The organism is Actinomadura sp. NAK00032, from assembly GCF_013364275.1.
Lineage (GTDB): Bacteria > Actinomycetota > Actinomycetes > Streptosporangiales > Streptosporangiaceae > Spirillospora.
The window spans coordinates 3,487,756-3,502,445 of record NZ_CP054932.1 but is presented as its reverse complement, the minus strand read 5'-3'; the positions used below and the strand labels follow the sequence as shown (position 1 = coordinate 3,502,445).

Sequence of the window (14,690 nt, the reverse complement as noted above, 5' to 3'; positions counted from 1 at the left end):
GCGCGTGTCCGACGTCCTCGACAGCTACCCCCAGTGGCTGGACGGCGCGTGGGTCACGGTCCGGCTCACCCTGCTCGGTGGCGCGCTGGCGCTGGTGCTCGCCCTGCTGTTCGGCATGGCGGGCACCTCGCGCCACGCGTGGGTGCGCGTGCTGAACCGGGTCTACGTGGAGTTCTTCCGCGGCAACGCCACGCTGGTGCTGCTGTTCTGGTTCTTCTACGCGCTCCCGCTCATCGGGCTGCGGTTCACCACGATGTTCGCGGCCGTGCTGGCGCTCGGCCTGAACGTCGGCGCCTACGGCGCGGAGGTGGTGCGCGGCTCGATCAACGCCGTCCCGAAGGCGCAGTACGAGGCCACGATCGCGCTGAACTTCACCCCGTTCCAGCGGATGCGGCGCGTGCTGCTGCCGCAGGCGTTCGCGCTGATGCTGCCGCCGTTCGGCAACCTGCTCATCGAGCTGATGAAGGGAACGGCCATCGTGTCCCTGGTCGGGCTCGTCGACCTGACCCGGGTGTCGAAGAACATCCAGGGCAGCACCGGCGAGACCGTCGCGGCGTTCTCGATGGTGCTGGTCCTGTACTTCGTCATCGCGCAGGTGCTGCAGCTGTTCGTCCGGTACGCCGAGCGCCGCGTGGACCGCATGCTCGGCCGCCGGCTGCCCGCTGAGCCGTCCCTCGGGACGATCGCGGCGGGCGCCCCCGGAGCGGGGGTGGCCGGCTGATGACCTGGGACTGGCAGTACTCCGGGGACATCTTCCCCGACCTGCTGAGCGGCCTGCGGTACACGGTCATCGCGACGCTGGCCGGCTACGTGATCGCGATCGTCCTCGGGCTGGTGTGGACGCTGCTGCGCCGCACCCCGAGCCGGGTGTTCAACCAGACGATCCGGTGGATCACCGAGTTCATCAGGTCCACCCCGCTGATCCCGCAGCTGTACTTCGTGTTCTTCGTCCTGCCCGCCTGGGGCATCACCATCGGGTCGCTGACCGCGGGCATCATCACGCTCGGGGTGCACTACTCGACCTACACCGCCGAGGTGTACCGGGCCGGGATCGCGGACGTGCCGAAGGGGCAGTGGGAGGCGTGCACCGCGCTGAACCTGCCGAAGTCGCGGGTGTGGCTGGACGTGATCCTGCCGCAGGCGATCCGCCGCGTGATCCCGACGCTCGGCAACTACCTGATCGCGATGTTCAAGGACTCGCCGATGCTGCTGGCCATCAACGTCGCGGAGCTGCTGTTCTCCGCGTACAAGGTCGGTTCGCAGAGCCTGCAGTTCCTGGAGCCGATCACGATGGTCGGCCTGTTGTTCGTCGTCGTCAGCGTCATATCCTCGATACTCGTCCGCCGCTTGGAGAGGCGTTATGCCACCACCTAACACACCGGAAGTGCCGAAGGACGCGGCGGCAGACACCGCGTCGGACGTCGTCCTGGAGAAGGGCGCCTCCACCGGGAAGGACGCCGGGCCCGCGGGCGGGCACGCCGCGGACCTGCCGCACGGCGCCGCGCCCGGGATCCGCTTCGAGAAGGTGGTCAAGCGGTTCGGCCCCAACGTCGTCCTGCGCGAGCTGGACTTCACCGTCGCGCCGGGCGAGCGCGTGACGCTGATCGGGCCGAGCGGTTCGGGCAAGACCACGATCCTGCGGCTGCTGATGACGTTGGAGACGCTCGACGAGGGCGTCATCTGGATCGGCGACGAGACGCTGTGGCACATGGAGCGGGGCGGCAAGCGCGTCCCGGCGAGCCAGAAGCACCTGCACGAGATGCGCAAGCAGGTCGGCATGGTGTTCCAGCAGTTCAACCTGTTCCCCAACATGAACGTGCTGCGCAACCTCACCGAGGGGCCGGTGCGGGTGCTGGGGGTGCCGAAGGACGAGGCGGTCGAGCGCGCCAAGGGCCTGCTGGACATGGTCGGGCTCGCCGACAAGGAGAACGCGCACCCCACCCAGCTCTCGGGCGGCCAGCAGCAGCGCGTGGCGATCGCGCGGGCGCTCGCCATGCAGCCGAAGGTGCTGCTGCTGGACGAGGTCACCTCCGCCCTGGACCCCGAGCTCGTCGTCGGCGTCCAGGACCTGCTGCGCGACATCGCCCGGCAGAGCGACCTCACGATGCTGTGCGTCACGCATGAGATGGCCTTCGCCAAGGACATCTCCAACCGGGTCCTGATGTTCGACCAGGGCCAGATCGTCGAGGAGGGCCCGCCGGAGCAGATCTTCGGCGAGCCGTCCGAGCAGCGCACCCGGGACTTCCTCCAGGCCGTCCTGGCGTCCTGAGCGGATCTCCCGGCCCGCCGCCCGCGTCCCCGTCGCCCCGGGGACGCGGGCGGTACTCGTGTCTCCCGGCGGTTCCCGGCCGTCGAGGGCGTGAGCGTCCGGACGCTGACCCGGCGGTTCGGCGAGCAGGCGGGGCCGACGCCGCGGCAGTGGCTCGCCCGCGCCGGCCTACCGGGGCGCGTTCCGCGCCCGCTCCTGATCACCCCGCCCCCTTCCATACCGAACGTCGTTCTGTACGGTGGCACTTACGGACGAGGAGAGCGAGGCGATGGGCACTTCGAGGGGCACTTCGATCGCCGGGCTCGGGATGACCGAGCTCGGCAGGGTGTACGGGCGCAGCCCGCGGCGGCTGGCCGCGGACGCGGTGCGGCTCGCCGCCGCCGACGCGGGCCTGGCGCTCGGCGACCTGGACGGGCTGCTGGTCAGCCACGGCATGGGCGGCTCCCCCGGCATCGAGCTGGCCGGCACCCTCGGGCTGCGCGACCTGCGGCTGCTGTCGCAGGTCAACGCGTTCGGCGCGACGGCCGGGGCGATGGTGTCCTACGCCGCGTCGGCCGTGCTCAGCGGCACCGCGACCACCGTGGCGTGCGTGTTCGCGGACGCGCCGCTCAAGCCGAAGCAGTCGGCCGGCTCGGCCTACAACCGCGACGCCCGCGAGTGGTACGGGTTCGGCGGGATGACGGCGGCGCTCGGGCTGCGCAGCGTCAACTCCTACTACGCGCTCGCCGCGCAGCGCCACATGGCCCGCTACGGGACGACCAGCGAGCAGCTCGGCGCGATCGCCGTGGCGACGCGGGAGTGGGCGTCCCGCAACCCGCTCGCCCAGATGCGCGACCCGATCACGCTGGCGGACCACCAGAACTCGCGGTGGGTGTCGGAGCCGCTGCACCTGCTGGACTGCTGCCTGGTCTCCAACGGCGCCATCGCGGTCATCGTGACGAGCGACGACCGGGCCCGCGACCTGGCCCGGCCGCCCGTGCACCTGTGGGGGTGGGGGCAGGGGCACCCCGGGCACCGCAAGGAGCGCGGCAGCGAGTTCGGCCTGACGACCGGCGCGGCCTCCTCCGGGGCGACCGCGATGAAGATGGCCGGGATCACCCCGTCCGACGTGGACGTGTGCGAACTGTACGACTGCTACACCTACACGGTCCTCGTGTCCCTGGAGGACTACGGGTTCTGCGCCAAGGGCGAGGGCGGCGCGTTCGCCGCGTCCGGCGCGCTCGGGCCGGGCGGGTCGCTGCCGACCAACACCGGCGGCGGGCAGCTGTCGGCGTACTACATGTGGGGCATGACGCCGCTGTCGGAGGCCGTGATCCAGGCGCGCGGGGACGGCGGGGAGCGGCAGGCCCCGTCCAGCGACGTGATCCTCGTCAGCGGGAACGGCGGCATCCTCGACCACCACTCCACGCTGATCGTCAGCCCGCACCGGAAGGGGGCCTAGCCGATGGAGATCGGCGTTCTGCGGCGGGACGGGCGCACCGACCCGTTCTTCGACGGCACCGCGTCCGACCGGCTCGTGATCAAACGCTGCGAGGCGTGCGACCGGTGGTTCGCGCCGGACGCCGCCGGCTGCCCCGAGTGCGGCGAGGAGGACCTCGGCTGGGCGCAGGCGAGCGGCGCCGCGACCCTGGTGACCTGGACCGTCCTGCCCAAGGACCCGCCCGCCTTCCTGGCGCTGGTCGAGCTGGCCGAGGGCCCGTGGCTGCACGCCCGGCTGGACGGCGCGGCGCGGGCGGACCTGCGCGAGGGGCTGCCCCTCGGCGTCGCGTTCGAGCACCCGGACGAGGGCGAGTCCTACATCCTGTTCCGGCCCTGGACCGAATGACATTCGGTCCGTTAGCGTCGGGGCCATGAACACCGAGGTCTGCACGCGATTCGGCATCGAGTTCCCGCTGTTCGCCTTCAGCCACTGCCGCGACGTCGTCGCCGCCGTCACCAACGCCGGCGGCTTCGGCGTCCTCGGGGCCGTCGCCTACACCCCCGACCGGCTGGAGGAGGAGCTGCGCTGGATCGACGACCACGTGCACGGCCGCCCCTACGGCGTGGACGTGCTGGTCCCCGGCAAGATCGACAAGGCGGCGGAGGGCGGCGGCGGCCTCGACGCCCTGCTCGCCGCGGTCCCGGACGAGCACTGGACGTTCCTCACCGGCCTGTTCCAGAAGTACGACGTGCCGCTGCCCGACTTCGACAAGGCCAGGCGCTCCAACACGCGCGGCGGCGCGCAGGTCACCGCGAAGGGCGCCACCGAGCTGATCGACGTGTCGCTCGCGCACCCCATCGGGCTCATCGCCAGCGCCCTCGGCACCCCTCCCCCGCTCATGGTCGACAAGGCGCGGGAGGCGGGCGTCCCCGTCGCCGCGCTGGTCGGGACATCCGAGCACGCCCGCCGCCAGGTCGCCGCGGGCGCCGACCTGATCATCGCGCAGGGCGGCGAGGCCGGCGGGCACACCGGCGAGATCTCCACGATGGTGCTCGTCCCCGAGGTCGTCGACACGGTCGCGCCGGTGCCTGTCCTCGCGGCGGGCGGCATCGCCACGGGCCGGCAGATGGCCGCCGCCCTGGCCCTCGGCGCGTCCGGCGTCTGGTGCGGCTCGGTGTGGCTCACCACGGAGGAGGCGGAGACGTCCCCGGCCGTCAAGGAGAAGATGCTCGCCGCCACGTCCCGCGACACGATCCGGTCGCGGTCGCGCACCGGCAAGCCCGCCCGGCAGCTGCGCTCCGCCTGGACCGAGGAGTGGGAGGGCCCCGCGAGCCCCGGCCCGCTCGGCATGCCGCTGCAGATGATCATCGCCGAGGGCGCGATGCGGCAGATCACCAAGGTGGCCGAGTCCGGAAACCCCGGCGCCCGCGCGCTCGCCAACTACTTCGTCGGCCAGTGCGTCGGCCTGATGAACACCGTCAGGCCCGCCCGCCAGGTCGTCTACGACATGGTCCAGGACTTCGCGGACGCCGTGGAGCGCCTCAACCGCATCACGGGCGAGGACTGACGCATCACGGACGAGGACCGATCGACCGAAACCGGACGTGACGTCATGGGGTGATTCGGTCATCACGCCATGGCGTCACGCTGGTCACGGCCCTACGCTTCCCACCGACACAAGATCCCTGGGAAGGCGAGCCGTGGGCAACCCCCGACCCACCGAGTCCGGACGCGGCCTGTTCGCGCTGTTCGACTGGATGTCCGGGCGGCTGCCCTGGCGGCTGGACTCGCGCCCGTACCCGGTCATCGTCCTGGAGCCGGCCGGCGACCCGGACGCGCCCGGCCGGCACCTCGACGAGCTGAAGCGGTTCGCCGCCGAGACCGGCCTGCCCGCGATCTCCCCCGAACTCCCGGGCGGCGGCGCGGAGGCCGCGGCGATCGCGTTGGTCGACGCGGTCTCCCAGCCGCTGACCTGGACCCACACCCGGTCGCCGTTCGGCCGGCTGCGCTTCCCCCGCTCCGACCTCGTCCGGACGATCCAGGCCGCCGCCGCCGAACCCGGCCCGGACGGGTCCGCCGCCCCGCCCCCGTACCGGCGCTCCCCCGTCGCCGCCGTCGACCGCTGGAACGAGCACGCCCGGCTGTTCCGCTGGCAGAACGGGCCGCTGCGCGCCCCCGGCTGGTGGACGACCGTCGGCGGCTCCCTCGTCGCCATGATCGCCGTGCTGGCCGGCGGCATCGCCGAGCAGACGCCGAGCCTCATCCTGCTCACCGCGGCGGCCTGCCTCGCCGCCGTCCTGCTGGTCATCGCGGGGATCTCGACCCGGCGGATCTGGCTGCCCGTCCTGTCCGCGTTCGGGTTCGGCGGCCGGTACCGCTGGTTCGCCCGGACGTCGTTCTTCGCCGTCCTCGGCGACGGCGAGGACGGCGGCGACGACCTCGGCTTCGAGGGCCGCCTGCACCGGGTGTGCGAGCGGCTCACCAAGCCCGACGCGGCCCGGTTCCTGCTCCAGATCAAGACGTTCGCGCTGCTGGAGGACCTGCGCGACCAGCACCGGCGGTCCGCGCCCGACCTGCGCGGCTTCAAGCGCCCGTCCCCGCCCGTGGTGTTCCTGGCCGGGGCCCGGCGGCACAACGGCGGGCTCGCCGTGCTGTCGGCGATCAGCGACATCCGGGCGCGGCGCAGCGAGTTCCACCCGCTGATCGTCATCGCCTCCGTCGACGCCGCCACCCGCGACGAACTCGGCGGCCCCGCCCCCGGCGGCGACCCCCGCGAGCGGTACGAGCGGTGGCGCTCCTCGCTCGGCACCGCGCAGGGCCCGAGCGAGTCGGTGCCGCTGCCCTACCTGCTGCGGATCCCGGTCACCGGCGACCCCGCCGCCGAGCGCCCCGACGAGTTCACCGTGCGGCGCCGCCCCCGCTGGACGTGGCTGTGGTCGTGGCGCAGCCTCGCCGCCGCCGTGCTGGCGCTCGCGCTCGTCCTGGTCTACGCGCAGACCAGCCTGCGCTCCACCTACTGCAGCGTCGGGTTCCCCGTCGACTGGAACGGCGACACCCGCATCCAGACCAACGGCGACGGCAGCCGCGAATGCGTCGGCGTCTCCACGCACGGCGTCCGGTTCGAGCGCGGCCGCGACAGCATCGGGCTGGACGGGGAGCGGCGCCGCCCGTCCCCCCGCAACACCGGCTCCCGGCTCACCCTCGCCGACCTCCAGCGGCGCGTCGAGGACGAGAACCAGGCCGTCCTCGACTCCCGCAAGCCCTACGTCACCATCGTCTACGCCGGCATCTTCACCGCCAGCCCCGGGCAGAGCGACCTGACCGTGAGCAGCATCCGCGAACTCGCCGGCGCACACCTCGCCCAGATGCGCAACAACCGCTCCGGCCAGCCCGGCGAGGTCGGCAACCCCCTCAAGGTGCGGCTGCTGCCCGCCAACACCGGGCAGAACATGCTGTTCTCCGCCGAGACCGCCGACCGCATCCTCGACATCGCCCACCGCGACCCCACCCTCGTCGGCGTCGCCGGGTTCGGGCGCAACACCGACCACTCCCGCGCGGCCATCGAACGGCTGATCGCCGCCGGGCTGCCCGTCGTCAACACCGTCAACTCCTCCGACCGCCTCCCGGCGCTGCCGCACTACTACGGGCTCGCCTCGACCGACTTCGACGAGGCCGCCGCGACCCGCGCCGCCGTCCGCGCCGAGCTGCGCGGCAGGCCGATCTCCCGGCTGATGCTCGTCCACCGCGCGCCCGGCCCGTCCAGGGACGCCTACAGCCGCGAGATCGCCGACGACGTCGCCCGCGCGCTCGCGCCCCGCACCGTCGACCGCGTCGTCTATACCGACACCGACGACATCGCCGACAAGGTGAAGCGGAACTGCGAGAGCGCCGCCGCCCCGTTCGTCTACTTCGCCGGACGCTCCGAGGACCTCCCCGGCCTGATGAACGGGCTCGTCCAGGGCGGCTGCACCCGGCGCCACCTCGTCCTGATGGCCGGCGACGACGTGACCAAGACCCGGTTCGGCACCGGCCCGCACGAGGTCCCGATACCGGCGAACACCGTCGTCTACCACACCGCCTTCGTCCACCTGCCGTTCCTGATCGCCGGGGACGCCGACCAGACCAACGGGTTCTTCCTGCTCGCCCGCAACCTGCTCGGCATCGGCGGCCCCCGCGTCCGCCCCGACGAACCGCTGCTGGTGGACGGGCAGATGGCCCTGACCTACGACGCCGTCGTGGCCCTCGGCCAGGCTGCGCAGAACGCCTTCGCGGGCCTCGGCCTCACCGCCGCCGGATCCGCGCCGGTGGCGGGCAGCCGCTCGGTGACGTCCGGCGCCGTCCTGCTGGAGCTGCGCCACCTGTACGTCCGCAACGCCGCGACCGGCGACATCGACTTCCGCGGCGACCGGCACGAGGTGAACGGCCCCGGCGACCGCGGCCTCACCATGATCAAGGTCACGCTGCGGGACGGCACCCCGGTCGCCGCCCCCATCTGCGGCCGCCTGAACGGCGGCGTCCCGGCCCCGGGCCTGAAGCCCTGCCCCCGCTGAGGACCGCCGGCGGTCTCTTCCAGTTCAGACCCGTCTGGCGTGAAGGACGATGTGGGCGGTGGTCCAGGCCAGTCCCATGAGGGCGAGCGCGGCCACGAGCATCCACGTGTCGACGAAGTCGACGGTGAGCGGGGCCAGGTTGATCGACTTGCCCATGGCCCCGAAGGCGAGCACCGGCCACAGCACCGCGGCCAGGCCTTCAAGGACGACGACCGGTCCGAGCAGCGCCCCGAGCGGCCTGCGAGACGGCGTTCCGGCGGCCGGCGGCCCGTTCACCGCCGTGAAGGCGAGCATGAGCGCCGCCGCTCCCGCCAGCCAGGCGAAGGCCGTGCCGTACCCGACCTCGGCGGTCCCGGAGAACAGCACGTACTGCGACGCGATGGGGAGCCGCCCCACCGGCGCCGCGAGCAGGGCCGCGAGGTCGACGACGACCACGCAGGCCAGGGCGGGCACGGGCCGGTGCGGAAGGGTCCACAGCCACGCCGAGAGGGCGATCAGGACCACCAGCAGCCCCATCAGCCAGTACGGGCCCTCCTCCAGCACGACCTTCCCTCCCATCCCGTCACCGATCTCGAACGGCAGCAGGAGGGTGCCGGCGACCGCCGTCCAGGCGCAGGCGAGAGCGCCCCGGACGGCGACCGGGCGGGCGCGGTCGCGCGCGGGCCCCGGAGCGGACGGGCGGGCCGGAGCGGGAGGCGGTTCGCCGCCGTCGGCCGCGGCGGCGAGCAACTCGCGGGCGTGCGCCGGAGACGGCCGGGCGGCGGGGTCTTTGCGGAGCAGGCCGGTCAGGAGGAGCGCGAGCGGCCCGCCGCACGCGGGCGGGGGCGGCTCCCGGGTGGCGATGGCGATGAACAGGGCCCCGTGGGTGGGGGCGGTGAACGGCGGACGGCCCTCCACCGCCGCGTACAGCGTCGCGCCCAACGACCACAGGTCGGAGGCGGGAGTGGTGGTCTCGCCGCGCACCTGCTCGGGGGACATGTAGGCGGGCGTCCCCAGCACCGCGCCCGAACGGGTGAGCGTGGCGTCGCCCTCCACCGCGGCGATGCCGAAGTCGGTCAGGACGACTCGCTCCCCCTCCAGGAGCACGTTGGCCGGTTTGACGTCGCGGTGCACGACGCCCTGCGCGTGCGCGGCCGACAGCGCGTCCAGCATCGCGAGGCCGATTCCGGCCACCTGCCGCGCCGACAACCGCCCTCGTTCGGCCAGCAGCCGCTCCAGCGACCGCCCCTGGATCAGCTCCATCACGATCCACGGGCGGCCGTCCTCGCCCATGACCCGGTCGTAGACGGTGACGATGGCCGGGTGCCGCAGCCGGGCGGCGGCCCGCGCCTCGCGCTCCATCCGCGCGTACCAGACCGCGCGCTCCTGCTCGGTGACCTGCTCGGGAACCCGCAGTTCCTTGATGGCGACCTCGCGGTCGAGATCGGCGTCATGGGCCCGCCACACCGCGCCCATCCCGCCCTGCCCGATCCGGCCGAGGTTGCGGTACCGGCCCGCCAGCACCCCTTCACGGTCCCAGCTCACGGTCGGAATGTACCGCGCCCTCCCCGCCGGGATCTCGTCGAACGCGCGCCGCCGTGGACGGCGTGGGCGGGGCGGTGCCAGGGTTGCCGATGCGGGACCGGACGACCGTCGAGGAGGCGCCATGGCCGCGGACGAGGAGCGGTGGGGCGGGCGGTTGTGGGCCGCCGCCGATCTGGTGACTCCGATGGCGATCCGGGTGGCGGCGACGCTGCGGCTGGCCGATCACATCGCCGCCGGGCGGCGCACTCCGGCGGCGCTCGCCGCGGCGGTGGACGCCGAGCCGGACGCGCTCGGCCGGGTGATGAGGCATCTGGTGACCGCCGGCGTGCTGGCTCCCGAGGGTGACGGCGCCTACGGCCTGACGGAGCTGGGCGAGCGCCTGCGGGACGACCACCCCGAGCGCATGCGGGCCCTGCTCGATCTGGAGGGTTCCATCGGGCGCGCCGAACTGTGCTTCGTCGAACTGCTGCACACCGTCCGCACCGGTGAGCCCGCTTTCCCCCGAAGGTTCGGCCGCGGGTACTGGGAAGACCTGTCCGCCGACGCCGGGCGGGCGGCGTCGTTCGACGCGCTGATGGGCGACCGGCTCGCGGCGGAGGGGCCCGCCATAGCGGCGGCCTACCCGTGGGGCGACCTGGGCCGCGTGGTCGACGTGGGCGGCGGCAACGGCAGCCTGCTGATCGCCCTCCTGCGCGCCCATCCGGAGCTGCGCGGGACCGTGGTCGACCTGGCCGGGCCGGTCGCGCGGGCCGAGGAGGCCATCGCCGAGGCCGGTCTGGGCGACCGGGCCGACGCGCGGGCCGGGAGCTTCTTCGACGCGCTGCCCGCCGGGGCGGGCGGGTACGTGCTCTCCGGCGTCCTGCACGACTGGGACGACGGTGAGGCCCGCCGCATCCTGCGGCGGTGCGCCGACGCCGCCGCGGGCACCGGGAGGGTGCTCGTCGTGGACCACGTCGCCGACTCCCGGGGCGGCGCGCCGGACACCGAGGGCGACCTGCGGATGCTCTGCTACGTCCGGGGCCGGGAGCGCACGCTGGCCGAACTCGCCGAGCTGGCCGCGTCGGCCGGGCTGCGCGCCGGGCCGGTCACGCCGGGCGGCTCGCGGTCCATCGTCGAGCTGCGGCCCTGATCTCAGTCCTCGCCGGAGAAGCGCTCCCAGGCGGACTGGCGGGTGATACCGAGGGCCTCGCCGATCCTGGTCCAGGTGACGCCGCGCCGGCGCAGCTCCTGGACCCATTCGCGCAGGTCGGTCTCGACCTGCGTGATCGCGGCGGCGACGCGGGGAATGTGGTCGAGCATCTGGTCGTCGTCCAGCGACTCCCACGGCGGCAGGCGCAGCTCAGCGGGCTTGTCCTTGTACTCCTTGATGATCGCGTCCGCGAGGGCCACGCATTCGTTGCAGATGTGGACGCCCGGCCCGGCGACCATGCGGCCGACCTCGCTGTGCGGCTTGTTGCAGAAGGTGCATCGGATCGTCATGGCGGCTCCCGTTCGTCAGGGTTGCCCTGACAGGGTAAGCCGTCAGGGGCACCCTGACAAGGGTCCGGAAGGAGGGGCTGTGGGACGATGGCGCCGTGTCCGTGGTACCTGAGCCCGTCGCGGCCGATGCGCCGGGAGTGATCTCCCGGCCGCTGCTCACCCAGTGGTGGCTCGACCTGGCGTTCGTCCACTGGGCCGTGGAGCCGCGGCGGGTCGCGCCGCTGCTGCCGGAGGGCGTCGAGCCCGACACGCTGGACGGGGCCACGTATGTCGGTCTCGTCGCGTTCTGGATGGACCGGGTCGGGTGGCTCGGGCTGCCCGGCGTCCCGTACCTGGGGACGTTCCCGGAGACCAACGTGCGGCTGTACTCGGTGGACGCGCAGGGGCGCCGGGGCGTGGTGTTCCGCTCGCTGGACGCCTCGCGGCTGCTGCCCGTGGCGATCGCGCGGACGGGGTTCCGGATGCCGTACCAGTGGTCGCGCATGTCCGTCCGGGCCCGCAAGGACGTCATCAGCTACACCAGCTCGCGGCGGTGGCCCGGGCCGCGCGGCGCCTACAGCCGGATCGACGTGCGGATCGGCGAGCGGGTGGAGGAGCCGTCCGAACTGGAGCATTTCCTCACCGCGCGCTGGGGCATGCACAACGACGTCCTCGGGCGGGTGCGGTTCCTGCCGAACGTCCACCCGCGGTGGCCGCTGCACCGGGCGGCACTGCTGCGCTGCGAGCAGGACCTCGTGGCGGCCGCGGGGCTGCCGGGGCCGCTGGGCGAGCCGGTCAGCGTGCTCTACTCGCCGGGCGTGCCGGTGCGGTTCGGCCTGCCGGGCGGCTGATCAGTCGACCGGAGGGCCGGGGAAGCGCATCACCGGGTTGCTGCGCCCGGCCAGCAGCAGGAAGAGGACCATCCCCGCGACGGCCCAGACCGCCAGCACGACCAGGGGCCTGGTCAGATCGTTGCCGTCGAAGTAGACGGCGTTCCGGACGGCCTCCGTTCCCGCCCAGTTGGGCAGCCAGGGGCCGACCTCCCGCCAGAATCCCGGCAGCATCTGCAGCGGCCACGGCCCCCCGGCGGACGGGTTGCCGAGCACGACGAACACCAGGATCGCCAGCGCCGTCCCGATGATGCCGAGCAGGCTCTCGGCGGCCGCCGTCGCGACCGCGACGGCGAACACGCACAGGGCGCCGACGCCCGTGAGCAGCCAGGGGTGGCCGGGCAGGTAGCCGTAGCCGGTCTCCACGATCAGGGTCCCGGCGGCGCCGACGGCCGCCGAGTACACCGCGAAGGCCAGCAGGCGGGCGACGGCGTCGCGCGGCGTCAGGGCCGCCATCCCCCGGTAGAGGCCGACGATCGCGGCGACCAGGTAGCCGCTGACGATCCACGCGATCACCAGGTAGAACGGGACGAGCCCCTCGGAGTCCCCCGCGTCGGCGGGCACCACGTCCCGCACCGCGAGGGTCTGCCCGCCGGACGCCGCGACCTGCGCGAACGCGCCGCGCAGCAGGCCGCTGGTGGCCGGGCCGAAGGCGGTGGTGACGAGCAGCCGGCCCTGCTGCGGCACGTAGGCGCCGTAGACGTCGCGGTGCCGGATCGCCCGCTGCGCGGCCCCGGCGGTCGGGTAGGCGCGCACGTCGAACTGGTCGCCCTGGCGGTCCAGCGCGGCGCCGACGCGGGCGGCGGCGTCCGGCGGGCCGACCACGGCGACCGGCACCCGGTGCGGGTGCGGCGCGTGGAGCCCGCCCACGTAGGACGCGATGAACGCCGCGCCGAGCAGGAAGACGGCCACCATGAACAGCCCGGTGACCGGATAGGACACACCGCGTTCGGGCTGAGGCGAGCCGTTCATTGCACATGGCTACCCCATCGTCACGATACGTAACTGCACTTGTGCCCGCGGAGCTGTGATGCTTTTATAAATGCACGTTCATTTATTCATGGAGGCGCGATGGCGGGGCGGCCGAGGGGCGTCGACGACGCGGCGATTCTGCGGGCGGCGGTCGAGGTGATCGGACGGGTCGGGCCGGCCGGGCTCACCCTCGCCGCGGTGGCCGGCGAGGTGGGCCTCGTGCCGGGCACGCTCGTCCAGCGGTTCGGGTCCAAGCGCGGGCTGCTGGTGGCGCTGGCCGCGACCGCCGTCCAGGAGCCCGAGGCGCTGTACGCGCGGGCGAGGCCGGGGCACGTGTCGGCGCTGGCGGCGCTCGGCGCCTTCGCGGTCGGGTCGATGTCCGAGATGTCCACACCGGAGCGGTTCGCGAACCATCTGGCCTTCCTGTGCGTGGACCTCACCGATCCGGAGCTGCACGAGCACGCCCTGGCCGTCCACCGGGCGCAGGGCCGGGTGATCGAGCTGCTGCTCGACGAGGCGGCGGCCGGCGGCGAACTCCGCGCCGGCACCGACACCCGGGCCCTCGCCCGGACGGTCCGGGCCGTCGTCACGGGAACCGGCCTGAGCTGGGCCCTCGACCGCGAGGGGACGCTCCCGGACCGGCTCCGGCAGGAGATCCGCGCCGTCCTCGCACCGCACATCGGCAAGGGCGAGGAGGAACTGTGGGAGAACTGACCGGGCAGGTCGCCCTCGTCGCCGGCGGGACGCGCGGCGGCGGACGCGGCATCGCCGTCGAGCTCGGGGCCGCCGGCGCGACCGTCTACGTGACCGGGCGCAGCAGCGCGGCGGGCCGCTCCGGTCTCGACCGGCCGGAGACGATCGAGGAGACCGCCGCGCGGGTCACCGCGGCCGGCGGCACCGGCGTCCCGGTGCGCGTCGACCACGGCGAGCCGGACGAGGTGCGCGCGCTGGCCGACCGGATCGCGGCGGAGCGGGACGGGCGGCTCGACGTGCTCGTCAACTGCGTGTGGGGCGGCGACCCGCTCACCGACTGGGAGCACCCGCTGTGGGAGCAGGACCTCGGCACCGGGCTCCGGCTGCTGCGGCAGGCCGTCGAAACCCACGTGATCACCAGCCGGTTCGCGCTGCCGCTGCTGGTCGCGCGGCGGCGCGGCCTGGTGGTGGAGGTGACCGACGGCAACACCGCCCGGTACCGCGGCTCGTTCTTCTACGACCTGGCGAAGTCGGCGGTGATCCGGCTGGCGTTCGCGCAGGCCGCCGAGCTGCGGCCGCACGGGGTCGCGGCCGTCGCCGTCACGCCCGGGTTCCTGCGGTCCGAGGCCGTCCTCGACCACTTCGGCGTCACCGAGGACACCTGGCGGGACGCCGTCGCGCGGGACCCGCACTTCGCGTACTCGGAGTCCCCCGCCTATCTCGGACGGGCGGTCGCCGCCCTGGCCGCCGACCCGAACATCATGGACAAGTCGGGCCGGGCGCTGGCCACCTGGGGCCTCTACCGGGAGTACGGCTTCACCGACGCCGACGGCACGCGGCCGGACTTCGCCGCCCACTGGGCCGAAGCGCTGGTGGACGAGTACAGGCCGCTCGGCGACCCGCTGTAGCGCGCC

At 73.7% G+C, this 14,690-nt stretch carries 14 protein-coding genes; 11 read left to right on the top strand and 3 right to left on the bottom strand.

The features are described from left to right. Positions 1–4: 4 nt before the first annotated feature. From ehuC to HUT06_RS16370, 7 genes are all read left to right on the top strand, one after another. A complete protein-coding gene (gene ehuC, locus HUT06_RS16400) occupies positions 5–721 on the top strand; it encodes an ectoine/hydroxyectoine ABC transporter permease subunit EhuC (RefSeq protein WP_176196531.1) in 717 nt (238 codons plus the stop codon). Further along, the gene (gene ehuD / locus HUT06_RS16395; RefSeq protein WP_176196530.1) at positions 721–1,374 is read left to right on the top strand and encodes an ectoine/hydroxyectoine ABC transporter permease subunit EhuD; all 654 of its coding nucleotides are present in this window, start codon (positions 721–723) and stop codon (positions 1,372–1,374) included. Before ehuC ends, ehuD begins: the two co-directional genes overlap by 1 nt. A gap of 112 nt (positions 1,375–1,486) precedes the next feature. Beyond that, complete coding sequence (gene ehuA / locus HUT06_RS16390; protein WP_302931882.1) at positions 1,487–2,269, top strand: ectoine/hydroxyectoine ABC transporter ATP-binding protein EhuA; 783 nt, start codon at positions 1,487–1,489, stop codon at positions 2,267–2,269. 268 nt (positions 2,270–2,537) lie between these two features. Further along, positions 2,538–3,710, top strand: coding sequence for a thiolase family protein (locus HUT06_RS16385; RefSeq protein WP_176196528.1), 1,173 nt, complete (start codon positions 2,538–2,540; stop codon positions 3,708–3,710). A gap of 3 nt (positions 3,711–3,713) precedes the next feature. Beyond that, a complete protein-coding gene (locus HUT06_RS16380) occupies positions 3,714–4,094 on the top strand; it encodes a Zn-ribbon domain-containing OB-fold protein (protein WP_176196527.1) in 381 nt (126 codons plus the stop codon). A 25-nt stretch (positions 4,095–4,119) separates the two neighbouring features. Beyond that, on the top strand, positions 4,120–5,256 hold the full coding sequence (locus HUT06_RS16375; protein WP_176196526.1) for a nitronate monooxygenase family protein: 1,137 nt from the start codon (positions 4,120–4,122) through the stop codon (positions 5,254–5,256). 133 nt (positions 5,257–5,389) lie between these two features. Then, entirely contained in the window at positions 5,390–8,239 is a 2,850-nt protein-coding gene (locus tag HUT06_RS16370) for a hypothetical protein (RefSeq protein ID WP_176196525.1), read from the top strand. 24 nt (positions 8,240–8,263) lie between these two features. Here the strand turns inward: HUT06_RS16370 and HUT06_RS43830 are convergent, their stop codons facing one another. Continuing rightward, entirely contained in the window at positions 8,264–9,763 is a 1,500-nt protein-coding gene (locus tag HUT06_RS43830; RefSeq protein ID WP_254715212.1) for a serine/threonine-protein kinase, read from the bottom strand. Positions 9,764–9,884: 121 nt separating this feature from the next. Between HUT06_RS43830 and HUT06_RS16360 the strand changes: the two genes are divergently transcribed. Then, a complete protein-coding gene (locus HUT06_RS16360; RefSeq protein WP_176196524.1) occupies positions 9,885–10,892 on the top strand; it encodes a methyltransferase in 1,008 nt (335 codons plus the stop codon). 2 nt (positions 10,893–10,894) lie between these two features. Here HUT06_RS16360 and HUT06_RS16355 read toward each other — a convergent pair whose 3' ends face one another. Continuing rightward, entirely contained in the window at positions 10,895–11,242 is a 348-nt protein-coding gene (locus tag HUT06_RS16355) for a ClpX C4-type zinc finger protein (protein WP_176196523.1), read from the bottom strand. 95 nt (positions 11,243–11,337) lie between these two features. Here HUT06_RS16355 and HUT06_RS16350 point away from each other — a divergent pair, with 95 nt between their 5' ends. Beyond that, on the top strand, positions 11,338–12,072 hold the full coding sequence (locus tag HUT06_RS16350) for a YqjF family protein (RefSeq protein ID WP_254715211.1): 735 nt from the start codon (positions 11,338–11,340) through the stop codon (positions 12,070–12,072). Here the strand turns inward: HUT06_RS16350 and HUT06_RS16345 are convergent, their stop codons facing one another. Further along, positions 12,073–13,083, bottom strand: coding sequence for a DUF3533 domain-containing protein (locus HUT06_RS16345; protein WP_176196522.1), 1,011 nt, complete (start codon positions 13,081–13,083; stop codon positions 12,073–12,075). 99 nt (positions 13,084–13,182) lie between these two features. Here HUT06_RS16345 and HUT06_RS16340 point away from each other — a divergent pair, with 99 nt between their 5' ends. Further along, positions 13,183–13,797, top strand: coding sequence for a TetR/AcrR family transcriptional regulator (locus HUT06_RS16340; protein WP_176196521.1), 615 nt, complete (start codon positions 13,183–13,185; stop codon positions 13,795–13,797). After that, the gene (locus HUT06_RS16335; RefSeq protein WP_176196520.1) at positions 13,785–14,684 is read left to right on the top strand and encodes an SDR family oxidoreductase; all 900 of its coding nucleotides are present in this window, start codon (positions 13,785–13,787) and stop codon (positions 14,682–14,684) included. Before HUT06_RS16340 ends, HUT06_RS16335 begins: the two co-directional genes overlap by 13 nt. Positions 14,685–14,690: the final 6 nt, after the last annotated feature.

Coding starts and splice junctions, on each gene's coding strand:
- ehuD (WP_176196530.1), top strand. CDS start 721: ATGACCTGGGACTGGCAGTACTCCGGGGACATCTTCCCCGACCTGCTG.
- HUT06_RS16385 (WP_176196528.1), top strand. CDS start 2,538: ATGGGCACTTCGAGGGGCACTTCGATCGCCGGGCTCGGGATGACCGAG.
- HUT06_RS16380 (WP_176196527.1), top strand. CDS start 3,714: ATGGAGATCGGCGTTCTGCGGCGGGACGGGCGCACCGACCCGTTCTTC.
- HUT06_RS16375 (WP_176196526.1), top strand. CDS start 4,120: ATGAACACCGAGGTCTGCACGCGATTCGGCATCGAGTTCCCGCTGTTC.
- HUT06_RS16360 (WP_176196524.1), top strand. CDS start 9,885: ATGGCCGCGGACGAGGAGCGGTGGGGCGGGCGGTTGTGGGCCGCCGCC.
- HUT06_RS16355 (WP_176196523.1), bottom strand. CDS start 11,242: ATGACGATCCGATGCACCTTCTGCAACAAGCCGCACAGCGAGGTCGGC.
- HUT06_RS16345 (WP_176196522.1), bottom strand. CDS start 13,083: ATGAACGGCTCGCCTCAGCCCGAACGCGGTGTGTCCTATCCGGTCACC.
- HUT06_RS16340 (WP_176196521.1), top strand. CDS start 13,183: ATGGCGGGGCGGCCGAGGGGCGTCGACGACGCGGCGATTCTGCGGGCG.